Annotated in this window: 20 protein-coding genes; 9 read left to right on the top strand and 11 right to left on the bottom strand. The window is 63.0% G+C overall.

Translation table 11 applies throughout. The features are described from left to right. The first annotated feature begins 154 nt into the window (after window positions 1-154). From ACA097_RS17445 to ACA097_RS17415, 7 genes are all read left to right on the top strand, one after another. A complete protein-coding gene (locus ACA097_RS17445) occupies window positions 155-667 on the top strand; it encodes a GspH/FimT family pseudopilin (protein ID WP_371364796.1) in 513 nt (170 codons plus the stop codon). Window positions 668-818: 151 nt separating this feature from the next. Next, window positions 819-1,346: a GspH/FimT family pseudopilin gene (locus ACA097_RS17440; RefSeq protein ID WP_371364794.1), complete on the top strand. Its 528-nt coding sequence runs from the start codon at window positions 819-821 to the stop codon at window positions 1,344-1,346. Beyond that, window positions 1,337-1,825 carry a type IV pilus modification protein PilV gene (gene pilV / locus ACA097_RS17435; protein WP_371364792.1) on the top strand — a complete coding sequence of 163 codons (489 nt, stop codon included), beginning with the start codon at window positions 1,337-1,339 and terminating at the stop codon, window positions 1,823-1,825. The genes ACA097_RS17440 and pilV overlap by 10 nt, the downstream gene beginning before the upstream one ends. Then, window positions 1,822-2,514 carry a PilW family protein gene (locus ACA097_RS17430; RefSeq protein WP_371364789.1) on the top strand — a complete coding sequence of 231 codons (693 nt, stop codon included), beginning with the start codon at window positions 1,822-1,824 and terminating at the stop codon, window positions 2,512-2,514. Before pilV ends, ACA097_RS17430 begins: the two co-directional genes overlap by 4 nt. Beyond that, a complete protein-coding gene (locus ACA097_RS17425; RefSeq protein ID WP_371364787.1) occupies window positions 2,511-2,975 on the top strand; it encodes a PilX N-terminal domain-containing pilus assembly protein in 465 nt (154 codons plus the stop codon). The genes ACA097_RS17430 and ACA097_RS17425 overlap by 4 nt, the downstream gene beginning before the upstream one ends. 21 nt (window positions 2,976-2,996) lie before the next feature. Continuing rightward, a complete protein-coding gene (locus ACA097_RS17420; RefSeq protein WP_371364785.1) occupies window positions 2,997-7,727 on the top strand; it encodes a pilus assembly protein PilY in 4,731 nt (1,576 codons plus the stop codon). Between the two features lie 11 nt (window positions 7,728-7,738). Then, window positions 7,739-8,155, top strand: coding sequence for a type IV pilin protein (locus ACA097_RS17415; protein WP_084166710.1), 417 nt, complete (start codon window positions 7,739-7,741; stop codon window positions 8,153-8,155). A gap of 59 nt (window positions 8,156-8,214) precedes the next feature. Here ACA097_RS17415 and ispH read toward each other — a convergent pair whose 3' ends face one another. The 6 genes from ispH to murJ all read right to left on the bottom strand — a co-directional run bounded on the left by ispH (window position 8,215) and on the right by murJ (window position 15,648). Further along, window positions 8,215-9,159, bottom strand: a complete 945-nt coding sequence (ispH, locus tag ACA097_RS17410) for a 4-hydroxy-3-methylbut-2-enyl diphosphate reductase (protein WP_371364782.1) — start codon at window positions 9,157-9,159, stop codon at window positions 8,215-8,217. Between the two features lie 105 nt (window positions 9,160-9,264). Beyond that, the gene (gene fkpB / locus ACA097_RS17405; RefSeq protein WP_371364780.1) at window positions 9,265-9,702 is read right to left on the bottom strand and encodes an FKBP-type peptidyl-prolyl cis-trans isomerase; all 438 of its coding nucleotides are present in this window, start codon (window positions 9,700-9,702) and stop codon (window positions 9,265-9,267) included. Further along, complete coding sequence (gene lspA, locus ACA097_RS17400) at window positions 9,695-10,213, bottom strand: signal peptidase II (protein WP_371364778.1); 519 nt, start codon at window positions 10,211-10,213, stop codon at window positions 9,695-9,697. Before lspA ends, fkpB begins: the two co-directional genes overlap by 8 nt. Then, the gene (gene ileS, locus ACA097_RS17395) at window positions 10,206-13,040 is read right to left on the bottom strand and encodes an isoleucine--tRNA ligase (protein ID WP_371364776.1); all 2,835 of its coding nucleotides are present in this window, start codon (window positions 13,038-13,040) and stop codon (window positions 10,206-10,208) included. The genes lspA and ileS overlap by 8 nt, the downstream gene beginning before the upstream one ends. Before the next feature lie 25 nt (window positions 13,041-13,065). Continuing rightward, on the bottom strand, window positions 13,066-14,004 hold the full coding sequence (gene ribF / locus ACA097_RS17390) for a bifunctional riboflavin kinase/FAD synthetase (protein WP_043255042.1): 939 nt from the start codon (window positions 14,002-14,004) through the stop codon (window positions 13,066-13,068). A gap of 105 nt (window positions 14,005-14,109) precedes the next feature. Then, a complete protein-coding gene (gene murJ / locus ACA097_RS17385) occupies window positions 14,110-15,648 on the bottom strand; it encodes a murein biosynthesis integral membrane protein MurJ (protein WP_043255044.1) in 1,539 nt (512 codons plus the stop codon). A 255-nt stretch (window positions 15,649-15,903) separates the two neighbouring features. Between murJ and rpsT the strand changes: the two genes are divergently transcribed. Beyond that, window positions 15,904-16,173: a 30S ribosomal protein S20 gene (gene rpsT, locus ACA097_RS17380; protein WP_009617555.1), complete on the top strand. Its 270-nt coding sequence runs from the start codon at window positions 15,904-15,906 to the stop codon at window positions 16,171-16,173. A 108-nt stretch (window positions 16,174-16,281) separates the two neighbouring features. Here the strand turns inward: rpsT and ACA097_RS17375 are convergent, their stop codons facing one another. The 5 genes from ACA097_RS17375 to rplU all read right to left on the bottom strand — a co-directional run bounded on the left by ACA097_RS17375 (window position 16,282) and on the right by rplU (window position 19,899). Further along, on the bottom strand, window positions 16,282-16,746 hold the full coding sequence (locus ACA097_RS17375; protein WP_043255045.1) for a CreA family protein: 465 nt from the start codon (window positions 16,744-16,746) through the stop codon (window positions 16,282-16,284). A gap of 14 nt (window positions 16,747-16,760) precedes the next feature. Further along, window positions 16,761-17,879, bottom strand: coding sequence for a glutamate 5-kinase (proB, locus tag ACA097_RS17370; RefSeq protein WP_160288324.1), 1,119 nt, complete (start codon window positions 17,877-17,879; stop codon window positions 16,761-16,763). 55 nt (window positions 17,880-17,934) lie between these two features. Continuing rightward, window positions 17,935-19,155: an Obg family GTPase CgtA gene (gene cgtA, locus ACA097_RS17365; protein WP_371364772.1), complete on the bottom strand. Its 1,221-nt coding sequence runs from the start codon at window positions 19,153-19,155 to the stop codon at window positions 17,935-17,937. Between the two features lie 151 nt (window positions 19,156-19,306). After that, complete coding sequence (rpmA, locus tag ACA097_RS17360) at window positions 19,307-19,564, bottom strand: 50S ribosomal protein L27 (RefSeq protein ID WP_017521622.1); 258 nt, start codon at window positions 19,562-19,564, stop codon at window positions 19,307-19,309. A gap of 23 nt (window positions 19,565-19,587) precedes the next feature. Continuing rightward, window positions 19,588-19,899 carry a 50S ribosomal protein L21 gene (gene rplU, locus ACA097_RS17355; protein ID WP_043255053.1) on the bottom strand — a complete coding sequence of 104 codons (312 nt, stop codon included), beginning with the start codon at window positions 19,897-19,899 and terminating at the stop codon, window positions 19,588-19,590. Window positions 19,900-20,139: 240 nt separating this feature from the next. Here rplU and ACA097_RS17350 point away from each other — a divergent pair, with 240 nt between their 5' ends. Further along, window positions 20,140-21,108 (top strand): polyprenyl synthetase family protein, encoded by a 969-nt coding sequence (locus ACA097_RS17350; protein ID WP_043255055.1) that lies wholly within the window; start codon window positions 20,140-20,142, stop codon window positions 21,106-21,108. Window positions 21,109-21,231 lie beyond the last annotated feature (123 nt).

Here is a 21,231-nt window from a genome sequence, read left to right as displayed (position 1 = left end):
AAACGGCGGGCCCGACGACCCGGCGCGCACTATACCAAGCCGACTTGCCGGAAGGCCCCTACGCCCCGTTAGGAAGACGCCCCTGACGCAACAGCCATCACCCGCTGCAGCCCCGCCAATACTCCCTCCTCCAGAACAAAAGGAGGACGCGAACATGCCCAGATGCCGTGGAGTCAGCCTGGTGGAACTGCTCGTTTGCCTAGCCCTGCTCGCAATCCTGCTGTCGACGGCCGCTCCATCCTTCAGCGACCTGCTCGCCCGACAACGCACAGAGACCGCGGCACACAGCCTGCGAAGCGCACTCAACCTGGCGCGAGAGACAGCAGTAATGACCGGCCAGGTAGTCAGCATCGCCGCGATCGATGGCGACTGGAGCGCGGGCTGGCGAGTCTTCCATGACCGCAACAACGACGGCATGCGCCAGGACGACGAGCACCCGCTGGCCAATCAGGCAGCCATCGAGGGCGTCTCAATCCAAGCCGACCGAACCAGCAAAAGCTACATCCACTTCCGCGCCGACGGCGTCAGCATTCAACCCAACGGCGCCTTCCACGCCGGCCACCTGGCGGTATGCGGCAAGGGTTCCAAAGCCTACAAGCTGCTCATCAACCGCAGCGGCCGAATCCGCCAGGAAAGCGCCGAGCCCGCCACGCTCTGCCCACGCTAACCAGCGCACAGCCTCAGCGCGACCGGCATCACAGAAGCTCGCACCCGACGACCGGATATCGTGCGATCGGCAACGATCATCCAGACAAATAGGATTTTTCCTGCCGGAATAGGCAGCATTACCTCTAGTCAAAAGATCGAGGAATGCGCCCATGTCGCGCAGCAAGGAGATGGCGGGGTTCACGCTGATCGAGCTGATGGTGGTGGTGGCCGTCGCCGCCATCCTGGCGAGCATCGCCATTCCCAGCTTCCGTACCCTGATGATGGACAACCAGATCACCAGCCAGACCAACATGGTCATTGGCCTGGTGCAGGCTGCGCGCAGCGAGGCCATTACCCAACACACATTCGTGCGTGTTTGCGGCAGCAGCGACGCTTCTGCCAATCAGAGCAACTACAGCTGCAACAGCAGCAACTGGGAAGACGGAGCCATCGTCTTCCGTAGCCCGGATACGACCACAACCACGGTTGCCAAGGCATCGCTGATCAAGGTCCTGCCCCCCAACGACAGCGGCCTGACCCTCAGCAGCAGCGGCACCATCACCATCAACCCCAACGGCACCCTGAACAATTCCGTGACCCTGCGCGTCTGCGACTCCCGTGGCACTGATAGCTCGCGCGCCGTGACGGTCAACATCGCCGGCGTCGCCACCAGTGGAGCGAACAGCACATGTCCCTGATTCGCGGCCGTCAAAACGGCTTCACCCTGATCGAAGTTCTGATCGCACTGCTGGTCCTGGCCATCGGCCTGCTAGGCATGGCCTCCCTGACCATGACCAGCCTGCAGAATAACCAGAGCGCCTACCAACGCGGCCAAGCCAGCCAACTGGCCTTCGACCTCGTCGAGCGCATGCGCAGCAATAGCGATCAGGCGACGCTAGGCCAATCGCCTTACGCCGCGACACTCGACACCGATAGCACCCTTAACAACCCGGACTGCAAGACCAAGACCGCCGGCTGCACGCCATCCCAACAGGCGGCGCAGGACATGTACGAATGGTGGGCGAACCTGCAGGGTGCCCTTCCCGGCGCTTCCGCCACCATCACGAAAAACAACGCCAACGAGTACCAGATCGTCATCAGCTGGACCGAATCGGACTCGCAGCAACGCTCGACGAGCACCCAGACCAGTAGCTTCACCCTGAGGGTCAATCTATGACTGTCCGCCGTCACAGCAGCCGAGCGAACCAGCGCGGTCTGTCGATGATCGAACTGATGGTCGCCCTGCTGCTCAGCTCGCTGCTGCTGCTTGGCGTTCTGCAGATGTTCAGCAACAGCTCGCATTCCAACAAGGTCAGCACCGCGCTGATCCAGGTGCAGGACAGCGGCCGCGTGGTGCTCGACATGATCGCCAGCGATGCCCGTCGCGCCGGTTACCAGGGTTGTGTCATGCCGAGCACCCCTACCCCCGTGAGCAACGGCACCAAGTTTCCGCGCGATGCCGTCACCACGGTCGCGAACAACAACACCACCATCACTTTCAACTATGCCGTGACCACCAATACCGGCATCGCCATGCCCGGCACCAACAAGGGCTGCGTCAACGGCACAACCCCGACGCTCTATCTCTACTCGGTCACCTACAGCAACTGCGCTAACGGCACCTCCATCTGCATGAGCTCCACCACCAGTGGCGGCACCCAGACCATTGTCGATGGCGCGCAGATCACAGGGTTCAACCTCGGTTACGAGTCCGGTGCCAACACCGTATGGAAGTCCGCCGGCACCATCACCAGCGCGCAGCTCCAGAGTGCCGATCGCCTGCAGGTCAGCCTCACCGCGACGGAAAGCACGCAGAACGTATCGCGCAGCTTCGTCAACACCATCGAACTGAGGAACCGGCCATGACCTCCCTGAAGCCACAACGCGGGATGGCCCTGATCGTCAGCCTGCTGCTATTGCTGATTCTCACGGTGCTGGCGATCTCCATGGCCAGCACCTCTACCCTGCAGCAACGCATTTCCGGCAACGCCCAGCAGCAGAACCTGGCCTTCCAGGCTTCGGAGAGCGGGCTCAAATATTGGGTCCAGTGGTACAAGGACCACGGCAACAAACCTACCGAGCCCGCTACCGTGGATTTTTCCTCCGGTGACTCCGGCAACGCGCGCGCGAGCGTGACCTCGTCCAGCCTGGAATGCTCGCGAGTCATCCCGCCGCAGAGTCTCAGCGTCGGAGGTCTCGTCTACAACTGCTACCAGGTCAGCAGCCAGGCCAAGGCCTGCAAGAGTCTTTCCGGTTGCGACCCGACCACTTCGACCGGTCAGGCGCGCGCCCTGCATCGCCGTAGTTTCATCCAGGCCACCTATTAACCGACCGCCCAGGTGCACAGCATGAGCCCCCATCTGTCCTTCATCCGTAGCCTGCTGAGCGGAGCCCTGCTGACTGCAGGCATCGGATTCGCCACCGCGAGTTATGCCGACGACACCGAGATTTTCTTCGGTGGCCAGTCGATCGACAGCAGCGTCCGCCCCAATGTGCTCTTCGTCCTGGACAACTCCGGTTCCATGGCCTGGCGTACCGACAGCAACAACAATCCTTGGGGCAACGAGCAATCGCGGATGACGGTGCTCAAGCAATCCTTTTCCGACATCATCACGAGCACCAACGGCATCAATGCCGGCCTGATGATCCTCAACCCCGATGACGACCAGCGTCTGCTCTACCCGGTCACCAATATCGACAACGCCGTACCCAGTGGCGCAACCCAGTACGCCGGCGCCCCCGAAATCGCCCAGGGCAGCGACGACGCCACCCAGCGCACCGATATCTCGTCCACCGCCAGCATCAGCGAGACGAGCCTGCCGATGGGCTATATCGGCAGCACCACCACCGCCACCAATGATGGCACCTCGATTCTCGGCGATACCGATGCATTCTTCGTCAGCACGGCCAATGCCAACTACGCCTGCCGAATGCGTGCGACCGGGGTATCGAACCGCAATACGTCGATCTGTAATAACAGTGACCTCACCGAGCTAAACATCAACTCGACCTCCAACACGAACAACCGCACCGCACTGTTCTATTTCCGCTCGCTAGGCCTGCCGGCAAACGCCACCATCAACAGCGCTTACCTGCAGCTGACTCCCACCAATGGCGGCAGAAATACCACGCCTCCGACGCTTGCCCTGAGAATCGAGCAATCGAAAACCCCGGCCGCATTGAACGACAGTACGACCATTGGCACGAGAACCTTCGCCAGCGCCAACCTCACCGCCCCCAGCTGGCGAAGCGGCCGTACGATTCAGGTTGACATCCAGAGCCTGCTGCAGACGATGCAGGGCTTGAACCCCACGGACAGCGCCGTTAGCGATATCCTGCTGAGCTTCCGCGCCACCCAGGCAAACGACTACACCTTCTGCGTGCGCGGTTGCGCCACCGGCACCTTCCCGACCCTGGTGGTGAACTACACCACCACCTCCAACGTCACCTTGACCCGCATGGGCGCCGTACGCTTCCAGAACGTGGCCATTCCTCAGGGTGCAACAATAACCTCCGCACGAATTTCCTTTGCCCCTGCGACTAGCAACAGCGATCCAGTGACTTTCCAAGTGAAGGGACAACTGGCCAGCGACGCAGCCACCTTCAGCGCTACGGAGAACCTGGCTGCACGCGCGAAGACCAACGCAGTTACCAACTGGATCCCTGACGCCTGGGCCAGCGCCAGCCCGCCGGTTCCCGTACAAGGCCCCGATGTCACCAGCGTCATGCAGGAAATCGTCAGCCAGAGCGGCTGGTGCGGTAACAACTCGGCCGCGTTCTTCTTCACGCCCAACGGTGGTAGCGGTTCCCGTACGGCTTACAGCTACGAAGGCGGGGTAGGCCTGCAGCCCACTTTGACAGTCACCTACACCGGAGGCAGCAGCGGCTGCCTGAACCCGATCGTGGAGGCCCGCGTCACCGATGCGAAGAACGACGGCTTCGAGACCGCTCCGGGGCGTCGCTACAACTCGCCAACCCTGGGCGCCACCACACTGCCGCTAGATGCCGGCATCATTGCGGCGCGCTATACCAACCTGCTGATCAACAAGAATGCGACCGTACTGGATGCCAAGCTGTTCATTACGCCGAGCGCCACCGTCACATCGCCCAGCGTCAGCACCAATATCAGCTTCGAGGATGCGGACAACTCGGCCGCCTACCAGTCCGACTCAGGCAACTTTGCCCTGCGCTCCCAGACTTCGTCAGTTGCTTGCACTATCAATAACAGCAATGGTGGTTGGACTTCCGGCACGCCGTTCAGCTGCCCCGGCCTCGCCTCTTCATTACAGACGGTGTTCAACCGCAGCGGCTGGGCACCGGGTAACGCCCTGTCGGTGTTCATGAACCAGAGCGCGGACAGCACCCTCAATGCCCGCGCCTACGAGAGCAACCCGGCACAGTCCCTGCGTCTGCGCATCAAACTTGCCAGCGGCGGCCTGAGCACTACGCCCTATACCGTACGTAATGCGTTGAACGCGCTGGTGCAGAACCTTACCCCGACTGGCAGTACACCTATCGTCCCGACGCTCGACGATGCCGTGAATTACCTGCGCAATGGCGCTAACGGGAACCCCAGCCCGATCAATAGCGCTTGCCAGACAACGCACCTGGTATTGCTGACCGATGGCCAGGCCAACCTGAACACCGATGCAGCGAAAAATGACATCGCCTCGCTGACCGGTGCCAGCTGTACGGGTGACGCCACCGACGACGGCGAAAAATGCGCCCGCAGCCTGGCTACCTGGATGGCCAAGAACAACCAGATCTCGAATATCGACGGCAGCACCATCACGACCCACACCGTCGGCTTCGCCCTGGATGCAAGCGGCGCTACAGCTAGTGCCAATATCAAGAAGTTCCTCAACGACCTGGCCACCAATGGCGGCGGAGGCAGCTACAACGCCACCACCGCAGGTGACCTGTCGAGCGCTTTCAACGACATCATCCAGCACGTGATTTCCACCGACAGCTCCTTCGTGGCCGCCAGCGCGCCGGTGAACACCTTCAACCGCCAGGACAACAAGGACCAGCTGTACTTCTCGGTATTCCGTCCGAAGGAAACCGATACCTGGCCGGGCAACCTGAAGCGCTATCGCCTGGACACTGCCTCGGCAACAATCGTCGACGCCGACAACGTGGCCGCAGTCAACCCGCTGACCGGGTTCTTCAAGGACAGCGCGCGCAGCTTCTGGAGCGCGACAGCCGACGGCAACGACACCACCGCCGGCGGAGCAGCAGCAAACCTGCCAGCCGCCGCATCGCGCCACCTGTATACCTTTATCGGTAACTCGCCAGCCGCGGCTACAGCCCTGAGCGCGCTCGACACCTCGAACACCGCCATCACCAATAGCCTGCTGGGGATCACCGATCCCAACGACACCGCGTCGCGCACCGCAGCCATCAACTACATCCGCGGCCTGACCACCACCGGTTCGCAGCGCAAGGCCCTGGGCGATCCGCTGCACTCCTCGCCGCGCCTGGTCACCTACGCCTGCAACAGCTACACCGATACCACCTATACCGCGTGCGACACCGAGGACCAGAGCGCGGTAATGGCGACCAATGAAGGCTATCTGCACATGTTCGACACCAGTAACGGCCAGGAGCAGTTCGCCTTCATGCCCGAGCCTCTGCTGTCGAACATCACACAGTTGGCGGCGAACGCCAAGTCGACGACCGCCAAGCCGCGCCCTTATGGGATGGATAACACCGTCACCCTGTGGGTCAACGACGCCAACAAGAACGGCGTCATCTACGGCGGCCTGGATCCCACCAAGACCACCCCGACCCTGCTCACCGGCTTGAACACCGGCGAGTTCGTCTACGCCTACGGCACCATGGGGCGTGGCGGTCGCAATATCTATGCATTGGATGTCACCGACCGCTCCGCGCCGAAGCTCCTGTGGCTGATCAAGGGCGGCGTGACCACTGGCTTCGAGCAACTGGGGCAGACCTGGTCTGCGCCGGTCAAGACGAAGATCAACGTCGGCGGCACCATCACCGATGTGCTGATCTTCGCCGGCGGCTACGACCCCAACCAGGACAACGTCAGCATCCCGACCGCCGACACCATGGGCAACGCGGTCTACATCGTCAACGCCAAGACCGGTGCGCTGCTCTGGTCCGCCAGCAAGTCGAGCGGTAGCGTGTCGCTTAGCAGAATGAGCTACAGCATGCCTGCACCGGTACGAGTCATTGATCTGCAGCAGAACAGCAACGGCACGCTGATCAATGACGACCAGCAACTCGCCGATGAGTTCTTCGTCGGCGACATGGGCGGACAGGTCTGGCGCTTCTACATCAACAACGGCGCCAATGCCGGCAATACCCTGGTCACTCCGGGTGGCACCAGCAACAACGGCGTCTTCGCCAGCGTCATCCCGGCCGACACCGGCAGCACCACCGATGCCGATCGCAAGCTCAAACTGCGGCGCTTCTACAACGAGCCTGACGTGGCAATCCTCAACGTCAACGGAACCCTCATGCTCACCGTCAACATCGGCTCGGGCTACCGCGGCCACCCGCTGAGCAAGCTGACCGAGGACCGCTTCTACTCGTTCCGCACCCCAGTGCTGACCAAGCCCTCGACCAGTGAAGGCACCCTGACCGAAAGCAGCCTGTACGACGCCACCAGCAACCTGGTGCAGGCCGGCACGGATGCCCAGAAGGCAGACGCCAGTAACGCCTTCAGCACCACCACTGCCGGCGGCTGGATGATCAAGCTGAACAGCTCTGGCGGTGAGAAAGTCTTGACCCGAGCACTCACCGTTAACGGCTTCGTCTTCTTCAACACCTACGAACCGACCGCCAACGCTAACTCATGCCAGGCCGCGGTGGGCGTCAACCGCTCCTACGTCGTCAATCTGGCCGATGCCACGCCGTACTCCACAGACACCAGCGGCAACACCAACACTTCTCCATCAGCACGCTATAACGTGGTGAACACCACCGGCCTGCTGCCCGACCCGACGTTGGTAACCATTGGCGGCACCAGCTTCGTGATCAACGGCACCGACATCCGCAAGCCACCGCAGCTGAATACCAGCGAGTTCTACTGGATCGACGAGGACAAATTTTGAGAACGCCGGCAATGAATAAGCAAAGGGGTTTCACCCTGCTGGAACTGATGATTGCGGTAGTGGTGGTGGCGATTCTCGCCGCCATCGCCCTACCTAACTACACGGCATACGTGCGCCGCACCGCCTGCGAGGACGTCAAAGGCACACTTACTGGAGCGGCAGGATTGATGGAGCGCTACAGGGCGCAGAACAACTCCTATGCTGGTGCCGATCTTGGTGCCTATGCACAGAGTCCTGTCGATTCGACAGCGATCTTCACCATTTCACTAGAGAATCTGACATCTACCAGTTATGACCTGAAAGCCTCGCCCGTCGCTGGCGGAGTGATGGCAGGCAAAGGTGAACTGTACTTGAGTTCAAATGGCGTCAGGTCAGGGGAAGCAGGTACAGCTATGGCCAATGCCTGGAGCAGCTGCCGCGGTATCTGACCTTTCGCCCCAATAAAAAACCCGCCACTGGCGGGTTTTTTATTGGCTTCGGGAAGGGCTTACAGCGCCTTCACCCGCAGTTCCTTCGGCATCGAGAAGGTAATGTTCTCTTCCCGGCCATCGAGTTCCACTTCCGGCTCGGCGCCCCATTCGCGGAGCTGCTCGATCACGCCGCGCACCAGCACTTCCGGGGCGGAGGCGCCAGCGGTGATGCCGATGCGGTTCTTGCCTTCGAACCACTCTCGCTTGAGGTCTTCAGCGCCATCGATCAGGTAACCCGGGGTGCCCATGCGCTCGGCCAGCTCGCGCAGGCGGTTGGAGTTGGAGCTGTTCGGGCTGCCGACTACCAGCACCAGGTCGCACTGGTCGGCCAGGTCCTTGACCGCGTCCTGGCGGTTCTGGGTGGCGTAGCAGATGTCGTTCTTGCGCGGGCCCTTGATGTGCGGGAACTTGGCTCGCAGCGCGTCGATCACCTTGGAAGTGTCGTCCATCGACAGGGTGGTCTGGGTCACGAAGTGCAGCGCTTCGGGGTTGCGCACTTCCAGCGCGGCAACATCTTCCTCGTCTTCGACCAGATAGATGTCGCCGCCGTTGGCGTTGTCGTACTGGCCCATGGTGCCTTCCACCTCGGGGTGGCCTTCGTGGCCGATGAGGATGCACTCGTCGCCATCTCGGCTGTAGCGCACCACTTCCATGTGCACCTTGGTCACCAGCGGGCAGGTCGCGTCGAAGACTTTCAAGCCGCGGTTCTCGGCTTCCTTGCGTACCGCCTGGGACACGCCGTGGGCACTGAAGATGACGATGGTGTCGTCCGGCACCTGGTCGAGTTCCTCGACGAACACCGCGCCGCGGTTGCGCAGGTTCTCCACCACGAACTTGTTGTGCACCACTTCGTGACGCACGTAGATCGGCGGGCCGAACACGTCCAGCGCGCGATTGACGATCTCGATCGCGCGGTCGACGCCGGCGCAGAAGCCGCGGGGGTTGGCGAGTTTGATTTGCATGGTGGCCTCGTCGGCGCTGGGCGCTACGCAAGCCGGCCCACGAGGGGCCGGAAGAATGTCTCTGCCTGAGTGGGCCGGCCTGGGGACACCAGGTCGGGCGCCGGATCAGGCCAGTTTGACCTCGATGATTTCAACGTCGAAGGCCAAGGTTTTACCGGCCAGCGGATGGTTGAAGTCAATGGTCACGCGCTGTTCGTCGAACTCTTTGACGACGCCTGGCAGCTCGGTCTTGGCAGCGTCGTTGAAGATCACCAGCAGGCCGTGGGACAGCTCCATGCCTTCGAACTGGTCGCGCGGCATGACCTGCACGTTGGCCGGGTTCGGCTGGCCGAAGCCCTGCTCCGGATCGATGCTCAGCGTGCGCTTGTCGCCGGCCTTCAGTCCGTAGAGCGCCAGCTCGAAGCCGGGGAGCAGGTTGCCGTCGCCGACCTTGAAGGTGGCCGGCTGCTTGTCGAAGGTGCTGTCGACGACGTTGCCGTCTTCCAGCTTGAGAGCGAAGTGCAGAGTGACTTCCGTTTCCGCTCCGATGCGAACATCAGCCATGGGCGGCTTCTCCGGATTTCTTGGTTTTGAACATGTCCAGCGCCAACATGGCGGCGCCGACGGTGATGGCGCTGTCGGCCAGGTTGAACGCCGGGAAGTACCAGCGGTTCTGCCAGTGAACGAGGATGAAGTCGATCACGTGACCGAGCACGATGCGGTCGTACAGGTTGCCCAGCGCGCCACCCAGTACCAGCGCCAAAGCGATGGCCAGCCAGGTGTCGCTCGGTTTCAGGCGCTTGAGCCAGACGAGCAGCACGGCGCTGACCACCACGGCGATCAGGGCGAACAGCCAGCGCTGCCAACCGGAGCTGTCGGCGAGGAAGCTGAAGGCCGCACCGGTGTTGTAGGCCAGGGTCCAGCTGAACAGGTCGGGAATGACCACGATCTGCTGGTACAGACTCAAGGTGCCTTCGAAGTAGGCCTTGCTGGCCTGGTCGAGGACCAGGACCAGCACGGTGATCCACAGCCAGCCGAGACGGCCGAAGCGCCCGTTCGACAGTGCATCAGGCATAGTGACGAACCTCGCCTGCGCCTTCGATGTTGTCTACGCAGCGGTTGCACAGTTCCGGATGCGCCGCGTGGGTGCCTACATCGGCGCGGTGGTGCCAGCAACGACCGCACTTGGCGTGGGCGGACTTGACCACCTTCAGCTTCAGGCCCGGCACGTCGCTCTCGACGGCGTCAGCCGGCGCGGTGGCCAGCGGTGCAACGGTCGCGGTGGAGGTGATCAGCACGAAGCGCAGCTCGTCGCCCAGCTTGTTCAGGTCGGCTACCAGGGCGTCTTCGGCGAACAGGGTTACTTCGGCCTGCAGGTTGCCACCGACGGCCTTGGCCGCGCGCTGGTTCTCCAGTTCCTTGTTGACCGCGGCCTTGACCGCCATGACCTTGTCCCAGTACTCGCGACCCAGCTCGGTGCCGGCCGGCAGCTCGGACAGGCCCTCGTAGGAGGTGCTGAGCATCACCGACTCGGCGCGCTCGCCGGGCAGGAACTTCCAGATTTCCTCGGCGGTGAACGCCAGGATCGGCGCGATCCAACGCACCAGCGCCTCGGCGATGTGGAACAGCGCGGTCTGGCACGAACGGCGCGCGACGCTGTTGGCCTGGGTGGTGTACTGGCGATCCTTGATGATGTCCAGGTAGAAGCCGCCCAGCTCCTGCACGCAGAAGTTGTGCACCTTCGAGTAGACGTTCCAGAAGCGGTAGTCGCGGTAGGCCTCTTCCAGCTCGCGTTGCAGCAGCAGGGCGCGGTCTACGGCCCAGCGGTCCAGGGCCAGCATCTGGTCATTGGGCAGCAGGTCCTTGGCCGGGTCGAAGCCGGACAGGTTGGAAAGCAGGAAGCGCGCGGTGTTGCGGATGCGGCGGTAGGCATCGGCGCTGCGCTGCAGGATAGTCTGCGAAACGGCCATCTCGCCGGAGTAGTCGGTGGCCGCGACCCACAGGCGCAGGATGTCGGCACCCAGCGTGTCGGTGACCTGCTGCGGGGCGATGACATTGCCCAGCGACTTGGACATCTTGCGGCCGGACTCGTCCACGGTGAAGCCGTGGGTCAGCAGCTGGCGGTACGGTGCGTGGCCGTCGATGGCGCAGCCGGTCAGCAGCGAGGAGTGGAACCAGCCGCGGTGCTGGTCGGAACCTTCCAGGTACAGATCGGCGGACGGACCGCTGGCGTGGCCGAGTTCGGCGTGCGAGCCGCGCAGCACGTGCCAGTGGGTGGTGCCGGAGTCGAACCAGACGTCCAGGGTGTCGCTGATCTTGTCGTACTGTGCGGCTTCGTCACCCAGCAGTTCGGCGGCGTCGAGCTTGAACCAGGCCTCGATGCCTTCCTTCTCCACGCGCTGGGCCACGGCTTCCATCAGCTCGATGGTGCGCGGGTGCAACTCGCCAGTGGCCTTGTGCAGGAAGAACGGGATCGGCACGCCCCAGTTGCGCTGGCGCGAGATGCACCAGTCGGGACGGCCGGCGATCATGCCGTGCAGGCGCGCCTGGCCCCAGCCGGGCACGAACTCGGTTTCGGAGATGGCTTGCAGCGAGCGCTCGCGCAGGGTGGCACCGCTTTGCGGCTGCTTGTCCATGCCGACGAACCACTGCGCGGTGGCGCGGTAGATCAGCGGGGTCTTGTGGCGCCAGCAGTGCATGTAGCTGTGGCTGATGGAGGCGTGCTTGAGCAGGGCGCCCACTTCGTCCAGCTTGGCGACGATGGCCGGGTTGGCCTTCCAGATGAACTGGCCGCCGAAGAACGGCAGGTCCTGAACGTATACGCCGTTGCTCTGCACCGGGCTGAGGATGTCGTCGTTGCTCATGCCGTAGTGCTTGCAGGTACGGAAGTCGTCCTCGCCGTAGGCCGGGGCGGAGTGAACCACGCCGGTGCCGGCGCCGAGCTCTACGTACTCGGCCAGGTAGACCGGCGAGAAACGCTCGTAGAACGGGTGGCGGAAGCGGATTTGCTCCAGCGCATCACCCTTGGCGGTGGCGATGACCTGCCCTTCCAGGCCGTAGCGCTGCAGGCAGGACTCGACCAATTCCTCGGCCAGCACCAGCAGGCGCGCGCCGATGTCGACCAGGGCATAGGTGAATTCGGGGTGGACGTTCAGCGCCTGGTTGGCCGGGATGGTCCAGGGGGTGGTGGTCCAGATGACGATGGCAGCGGGCTTGGCCAGGCTGGCCAGGCCGAAAGCGGCGGCCAGCTTGTCGGCGTCCTCGACCGGGAAGGCGACGTCGATGGCGTCGGACTTCTTGTCGGCGTACTCGACCTCAGCCTCGGCCAGCGCCGAACCGCAGTCGAAGCACCAGTTCACCGGCTTCAGGCCCTTGAACACGAAGCCTTGCTTGACCATCTCGGCGAGGGCGCGGATCTCGCCGGCCTCGTTGCTGAAGTTCATGGTCTTGTAGGGATTGTCCCATTCGCCGAGCACGCCCAGGCGGATGAAGTCGGCCTTCTGCCCTTCGATCTGCTGCGCGGCGTACTCGCGGCACAGCTCGCGGGTCTTGTCCGCCGGCAGGTTCTTGCCGTAGGTGGTCTCGACCTTGTGCTCGATCGGCAGGCCGTGGCAGTCCCAGCCCGGCACGTAGGGGGCGTCGTAGCCGGCCAGGGTCTTGGAGCGAACGATGATGTCCTTGAGGATCTTGTTGACCGCGTGACCGATGTGGATGCTGCCGTTGGCGTAGGGCGGGCCATCGTGCAGGACGAATTTCGGACGACCTTCGCCGGCTTTCCGCAGTTTCTGGTACAGGCCGATGTCGTTCCAGAACTTCAGGGTTTCCGGCTCGCGCTGCGGCAGGCCGGCTTTCATCGGGAAGTCGGTTTCGGGAAGGTTCAGGGTGGCTTTGTAATCGGTCATCTCAGGGCCTGTTCTCAGGAGCTCTTCAATCAAGCGGTTGGCCCAGCCAGTAGGCCCGGGCGGCGGCGATGTCGGCGAGAATCGCCGCCTTCAGTGCCTCGAGGGAGGCGAAACGCTGCTCATCACGCAGCTTTTGGTGGAAGGTCACATCCAGGTGCCGGCCGTAGAGGTCGCCAGCGAAGTCCAGCAGATGCACTTCCAGGTGGGGTCGACCGTCGCCTTTGACCGACGGACGCGTGCCTATGTTGGCTACCCCGTTGAAACGCTGGCCATCCACGAGGGTGCTGACCAGATAGACGCCATTGAGCGGTGCCTTGCGGCGCTTGAGCTGGATGTTCGCGGTCGGCGAACCCAGCGTGCGGCCGAGTTTTTGCCCGTGCAGCACGCGCCCGCTCAGGCGGAAAGGCCGGCCAAGCAGGCGCTCGGCCAAATGCAGATCGCCCTCGGCGAGCACCTTGCGGATGCGCGAACTGCTCACCCGCATTCCGTCCACTTCCACAGTAGTGGCGGCCTCGACGGTAAAACCCTGCTCTGCGCTGGCCTTGACCAGGAAGGCGAAGTCGCCGGAACGGTCGCAGCCGAAGCGGAAATCGTCACCGACTTCCAGATGGCGCACGGCCAGGCCGTCGACCAGAACCTGGCGGACGAACTCGGCGGCCGACAGTTCGCGCAGGCGGCGGTTGAACGCCAGGCAAAGGACGAAATCGACGCCCTGCCCGCGCAGCAGCTCGAGCTTCTCGCGCAGGCGCGCCAGGCGCACCGGCGCCGCATCCGGAGCGAAGTACTCGCGCGGCTGCGGCTCGAAAATCACCACGCAACTGGGCACGCCCAACTCAAGCGAGCGCTCGCGCAGACGCGCCAGGATCGCCTGGTGGCCGAGATGGACGCCGTCGAAATTGCCGATGGTGGCGACACAGCCCCCGGACAGGGGCCGCAGGTTGTGGAGGCCTCGAAGAAGCTGCATAGCGCGCGTATTGCTCAGAAAGTGGTCGATTATACCCGCACCCGCCGCCGCGCGACAGGCACAATGCCGCCGTGCGTCACGGATGCGCCCAACAGCGACGCCGGATCAGCTGACCGAGCGTCGGGAAAAGTCCCGCAGGCGGAAGCCCAGCAGCGCCAGCATACCGAAGTAGACAACGATGCCAGCCGCCACCAGCACACCCAGGCGCGCCAGGCGCACAGGCATGCCGCCAAGGTCCCAGGCCGGCATGAAGTGCATCATCAGCAACAAGACTGCGGACATCGCCAGCACCGCCAGCACCAGCTTGCCGAGGAACTTCGCCCAGCCCGGCTGCGGCTCGAACAGGTTGTTCTTGCGCAGCTGCCAGTAAAGCAGTCCGGCGTTCAGGCAGGCAGCCAGACTGATAGCCAGGGCCAGGCCGGCATGTTTGAGCGGACCGATGAAGGCGAGGTTCATGAGCTGGGTGGAAGCCAGCGTGAACAGGGCGATCTTCACCGGCGTGCGGATGTTTTGCCGCGCATAGAAGCCCGGCGCCAGCACCTTCACCAGGATGATGCCGAGCAGCCCCACCGCATAACCGATCAGCGCGCGCTGGGTCATGAGCGCGTCATTGGCGCTGAACTTGCCGTACTGGAACAGCGAGACGGTCAGCGGCTCGGCGATCAGCGCCAGCGCCAGCGCGCAAGGCAGCACCAGCAGGAAGCAAAGGCGCAGCCCCCAATCCATCAGGCGCGAATATTCATGGCGGTCATCGCTTGCATAAGTCTTGGCCAGCGACGGCAGCAGGATGGTGCCCAGCGCCACGCCGAGCACGCCGGAAGGCAGCTCCATCAGGCGGTCGGCGTAATACATCCAGGACACAGAGCCGGCAGCCAGGAAGGACGCGAAGATAGTGTTGATGATCAGCGAGATCTGGCTCACCGAGACGCCCAGAATCGCCGGCCCCATCTGCTTGAGCACGCGCCAGACGCCGGCATCCTTGAAGTTCAGGCGCGGCAGCACGAGCATGCCGATCTTCTTCAGGTGCGGAAGTTGGTAGAGCAATTGCGCCAGGCCGCCGGCGAGCACTGCCCAACCCAGCGCCATCACCGGCGGATGGAAGTACGGCGTCAGGAACAGCGAGAAGATGATCATGCTGACGTTCAGCAGGGTCGGCACGAAGGCCGGCACCGAGAAGCGGTTCCAGGTATTGAGGATCGCCCCGGCCAGCGACGCGAGCGAGATCAGCAGGATGTACGGGAAGGTCACGCGCAGCAGCGAGCTGGTCAGCTCGAACTTCTCCTGCGAGTCGACGAAGCCCGGCGCCGTCACCCAGATCACCCAGGGCGCTGCGAGGATGCCGAGCAGCGTGACGACCGCCAGAGCGAGGGTCAGCATGCCAGAGATATACGCAATGAAAGTGCGCGTGGCCTCCTCGCCCTGCTGCGTCTTGTACTCGGCGAGAATGGGCACGAAGGCCTGGGAGAAAGCACCCTCGGCGAAGATGCGGCGCAGCAGGTTGGGCAGCTTGAAGGCGACGAAGAAGGCATCGGTGGCCATGCCGGCGCCGAACATGCGCGCGACAATAGTGTCGCGGACGAAGCCGAGCACCCGCGAGATCATGGTCATGGAGCTGACCGCGGCCAGCGATTTGAGTAGATTCATTGCATCCGGAACTTGTCAGCGCAGGGTCGTCCCCGCCCGCACGGCGCCCTAGACACCGGCCGCCACCAAAAGGCGTCGAGTGTATGGCCGCCGGTCGAATAAATCACCCTTCAACGAGTACGACTTCCGGGCGGAGCGCCCGCCAATCCGATCACCGGCAGCCGCACATACCCTTGACAAGGCACGGACTCGACGGCATCATTCGCGGCCTTAATTTATTCGCAACATCCCAAGATTTTCTCGAGGAGCTCGACGGTGGCCAACACACCTTCCGCCAAAAAACGCGCCAAACAGGCTGAGAAGCGTCGCAGCCACAACGCCAGCCTGCGTTCCATGGTTCGCACCTACATCAAGAACGTAGTCAAGGCTGTCGATGCCAAAGACCTGCCGAAAGCCCAGGCTGCCCTGGTTGCCGCTGTTCCGGTAATCGACCGCATGGCCGACAAAGGCATCATCCACAAGAACAAGGCCGCTCGTCACAAGAGCCGCCTGAACGCCCACGTGAAGGCCCTGGCCACCGCGTAAGCGTTCCGTTCTTGAAAAACCGGCCCCAGTGGCCGGTTTTTTATTGCCTGCGCTTTCCCACGAACAAGAGCGCGAGCATGAAAAAGGGCGGTCACCCGCCCTTCTCGCTTACTGCTTCGCCGACCAGGGCATGATCGGAATGGCCGTCACCGCATTCTGCGGACTGCCCTCGATCACGCGATCGCTATAGACGAGATAGACCAGCGCGTTGCGCTTCTTGTCGAAGAAACGCACCACCTGCATGGACTTGAACACCAACGAGGTGCGCTGCTTGAACACCTCCTCGCCATCCTTGAGCTCCTCGGTGAAGCGGATCGGGCCGACCTGCCGGCAGGCGATAGATGCCTCAGCACGATCTTCAGCCAACCCCAGACCACCTTTCACACCGCCCGTCTTGGCCCGCGACAGGTAGCAGGTCACACCCTCGACCTTGGGATCATCGAAGGCCTCGACGACGATCTTGTCGTTCGGCCCCACCCACTTGAATACCGTGGAAACCTCACCGATCTCCTCGGCCCGTACCAGCGCCGGCAGCAACAGCAGCCCCGCGCACACGCCCTTCCATAGCTTCATGCTCAAGCGCCTCTTCAGACCAGCACAAGGTTGTCGCGATGCACCAGTTCCGGACCGTCGACATAGCCCAGCAGGCTCTCGATGGCATCCGTCGGCTGACCGATGATCTTCTGCGCCTCCAGGGCGCTGTAGTTGGCCAGGCCACGAGCGATTTCGCGCCCCTCCTGATCCACGCAGACCACCATCTCGCCGCGACGGAAGCTGCCCTGAACCAGCTTCACGCCCACCGGCAGCAGACTCTTGTGGTCATGCGCCACGGCCTTCACCGCACCCGCATCAAGCACCAGGGTACCGCGCATCTGCAGGTGACCAGCCAACCACTGTTTGCGCGCCGCCTTGCGACTCCGCTCCGGCGTCAGCAGCGTGCCAAGACGCTCACCGCCACGAAGGCGATCCAGAACGCGCTCGATGCGCCCACCGATGATCACCGTATGCGCACCGGAGCGCGCCGCCAGGCGAGCTGCGCGCAGCTTGGTCTGCATGCCGCCGCGACCGAGGGCGCCAGCGCTGCCGCCGGCAACCTGGTCGAGCTGCGGATCGTCTGCACGCGCCTCGAAGATTAGCTGGGCATCGGGATTGTTGCGCGGATCGGCGTCGAACATGCCGTCGCGATCAGTGAGGATCACCAGCAGGTCGGCCTCGACCAGGTTGGCCACCAGCGCCGCCAAGGTGTCGTTGTCGCCGAAACGGATTTCGTCGGTGACCACGGTATCGTTCTCGTTGATCACCGGGATCACGCCGAGATCGACCAGGGTGCGCAGGGTGCTACGCGCATTCAGATAGCGCTTGCGATCAGAAAGGTCGTCATGGGTCAGCAACACCTGGGCGGTCTGCAGGCCATGCTGGCCGAAGCTCGACTCCCAAGCTTGCACCAGCCCCATCTGACCAACAGCGGCGGCCGCCTGCAGCTCGTTCATGTCGCTCGGACGGGACACCCAACCCAGGCGGCTCATGCCTGCCGCCACCGCACCAGACGACACCAGCACCAGCTCGACACCAGCATTGCGCAGGGCGACCATCTGCTCGACCCAGACCGCCATGGCGTCGCGATCGAGCCCGCGACCGTCGGCCGTGAGCAGGGCACTGCCGATCTTCACCACCCAGCGCCGCGCGCCGGTCACTTTCTCACGCATACATCAACCTTAGAAGTCAGAACACGTTACTTCGGGACCGGCACGGTTGCGCCGATCAGGGCACGTAGAAGATCTCCGGGCCGTCGCCATCGTCCTCGTCGTCGAAATCATCGTCGTCGTCGAGGTCATCAGCATTCTTCAGGCCGGCACGGCGCAGCGCACGTGCGTCGTCCATAGCCTGCAGACGGGCACGCGCCTCGTCCTCGATACGCTGATCCAGCTCGGCCAGGGCCTCGCCGTAGGCCGGCTCTTCCTCGATGCGCAAATTGCGCTCGTCGAGGTACTTCATGATGTCCTGGCTGAGCGCCTCGGTACCTTCGCGCTCCAGGGCGGAGATCACGTAGACCGGCCCCTCCCAACCCAAGCGCGCAACCACGTCCTGCTTGCGACGCTCCTGCTCCTCGGGCTCGAGGATCTGGTCCATCTTGTTCAGCACCAGCCAGCGATCACGCTCGGTGAGCGCCGGACTGAACTTGGCCAACTCGTTGACGATGGTCTCGGCAGCATCGGCCGGATCGCTTTCGTCCAGCGGCGCCATATCGACGATGTGCAGCAGCAGACGGGTGCGAGCCAGGTGCTTGAGGAAGCGGATACCCAGACCAGCGCCCTCGGCAGCCCCTTCGATCAGACCGGGAATATCGGCAACCACGAAGCTCTTGAAGCGACCGACGCTGACCACGCCAAGGTTCGGCACCAGCGTGGTGAAGGGGTAATCGGCGACCTTCGGCTTGGCCGCGGAAACGGCACGGATGAAGGTGCTCTTACCTGCGTTCGGCAGACCGAGCAGGCCGACGTCCGCCAGCACCTTCAGCTCCAGCTTGAGGTCACGCGCCTCGCCCGGCTTGCCCGGCGTGGTTTGTCGCGGCGCACGGTTGGTGCTGGACTTGAAGCGGGTATTGCCCAGGCCGTGCCAGCCACCCTGAGCGACCATCAGGCGCTGACCCGGAGCCGTCAGGTCACCCATGACTTCCTGAGTGGTCGCGTCGATGACAGTGGTTCCGACCGGCACCGGCAGGATCAGGTCCTCGCCCTTGGCACCCGTGCAGTCCTTGCTGCCGCCGTTCTGCCCGCGCTGGGCATCGAAACGACGGGTGTAGCGGTAGTCCACCAGGGTATTCAGGCTTTCGTCGGCCTCGAGATACACCGAGCCGCCGTCGCCACCGTCACCGCCGTTGGGACCGCCTTTCTCGATGAACTTCTCGCGGCGAAAACTCATGAGGCCATTGCCGCCGTCACCGGCCTTCACGTGGATGGATACTTCGTCGACGAATTTCATGGGAACGCCTCCCGCCGACAGGGCGGGTTGAATAAGAAAAGGAGCATAGGATACAGCCAAGTCCGCACAAGCGCGCGAGCCGCCCTACGCAGGAAACGCCAGAAACAAAAAAGCCCCGTCGCGAGACAGGGCTTTTTCAGTGAAGGCTCGCTTAGGCAGCGACGACGCTTACATAGCGACGGCCAAAGGCGCCTTTCACTTCGAACTTGATCACGCCGTCGACTTTAGCGAACAGGGTGTGATCCTTGCCCATGCCAACGCCGTAGCCAGCGTGGAACTGGGTGCCGCGCTGACGCACGATGATGTTGCCTGCTTTCACAGCCTGGCTACCGAACAGCTTCACGCCAAGGCGTTTACTTTCGGAATCGCGGCCGTTGCGGGTACTACCGCCAGCTTTTTTGTGTGCCATGAGTCAAATCTCCTAAAAAGGAATTAGGCCTGGATGCCGGTGATTTTGATTTCAGTGAACCACTGGCGGTGGCCCTGACGCTTCATGTGGTGCTTACGACGGCGGAACTTGATGATGCGCACTTTGTCGTGACGGCCGTGGGATACCACTTCCGCGGTCACTTTCGCACCTTCAACCACCGGCAGGCCGATCTTGACGTCGTCGCCGTTGGCAACGAGCAGAACGCGGTCGAGATTGAACACTTCGCCGGTCGCTACGTCGAGTTTCTCGACCTTGAGGAATTCGCCTTCGGTGACTTTGTATTGCTTGCCACCAGTAACAATAACTGCGTACATCTGGATGTCTCCGTTAGACCTGCTCACCCGACGCTTTATAGAAAGAGGAATCGGTCGGCATGGCTGCATGGGGCTGGAAAGAAGCCCGTGCAATTGCGTAAGGCAGGATATGCCATGGAAGTTCGGGGCCGCGATTGTACGCAAAGCGCCGGAGCGATACAAGCCTTCCGGGACGTTCCTTGACAGCCCCTGACCCGACACCTAGCATGCCGCGCATTCTACGAGGAGCGCCTTTTCAAGATGCAACCCCAGGCTTTCTATCGGGTGGTGGCGGACGACTTCACCGCCGTCGACGGGATCATCCGCCGCCAGCTCAGTTCGCGAGTGCCCCTGGTGGAAAAGATCGGCGACTATATCATCTCTGCCGGTGGTAAACGCCTGCGTCCGCTGCTGGTGCTGCTGAGCGGCAAGGCCCTGGGATGCTCCGGCGATGACCTGCGCCTGCTGGCCGCCACCATCGAGTTCCTGCACACATCCACCCTGCTGCACGACGATGTGGTCGACGCCTCCGGCCTGCGCCGCGGCCGCGCCACCGCCAATGCACAGTGGGGCAACGCGCCCAGCGTTCTGGTCGGCGACTTCCTCTACGCCCGCTCGTTCGAAATGATGGTCGAACTCGGCTCCATGCCGGTGATGCGCATCATTTCCCAGGCCACCCGAGTCATCGCCGAAGGTGAAGTGCTGCAGCTGACCAAGATCCGCGACGCCAGCACCACCGAAGCGACCTACATGGAAGTCATCCGCGGCAAGACCGCGATGCTCTTCGAGGCCTCCACCCATAGCGCCGCCGTGCTCTGCGGGGCTACCGAGGAACAGGCCGAGGCGCTGCGCCAGTTCGGCGACGCCTTGGGCATCGCCTTCCAACTGGTGGACGACCTGCTCGACTACCGCGGCGATGCTGCCACCCTGGGCAAGAACGTCGGCGACGACCTCGCCGAAGGCAAGCCTACCCTGCCGCTGATCGCCACCATGCGCGACGGCACTCCGGAGCAGGCCGCACTGGTGCGCAAGGCCATCCAGCAGGGCGGCAGCCAAGACCTGGAAGGCATCCGCGCCGCGGTAGAAGCGGCCGGTGCGCTGGATTACACGGCGAAACTGGCCCGTGAATACGCCGCACGCGCCATCGATTGCCTGAAGGTGCTGCCGGACAGCGAATACCGCGCCGCGCTCATCGAGCTCAGCGAGTTTGCCGTCGCCCGCACACACTGATCCAAGCGTTTCACCAGAACGCCCGCCCGGCTCGCCGCGCGGGCGTTTTGCATTTCGGCACCGAGAAAATTTCGCATAGGGGCTTGCTATCACGCTAATGAGAATTATTATCACTAACTCGAC

This window comes from Pseudomonas sp. QL9 (genome assembly GCF_041409665.1).
Lineage (GTDB): Bacteria > Pseudomonadota > Gammaproteobacteria > Pseudomonadales > Pseudomonadaceae > Pseudomonas > Pseudomonas knackmussii.
The sequence above is the reverse complement of the archived record's forward strand: the minus strand, read 5'-3'. Positions and strand labels throughout refer to the sequence as shown.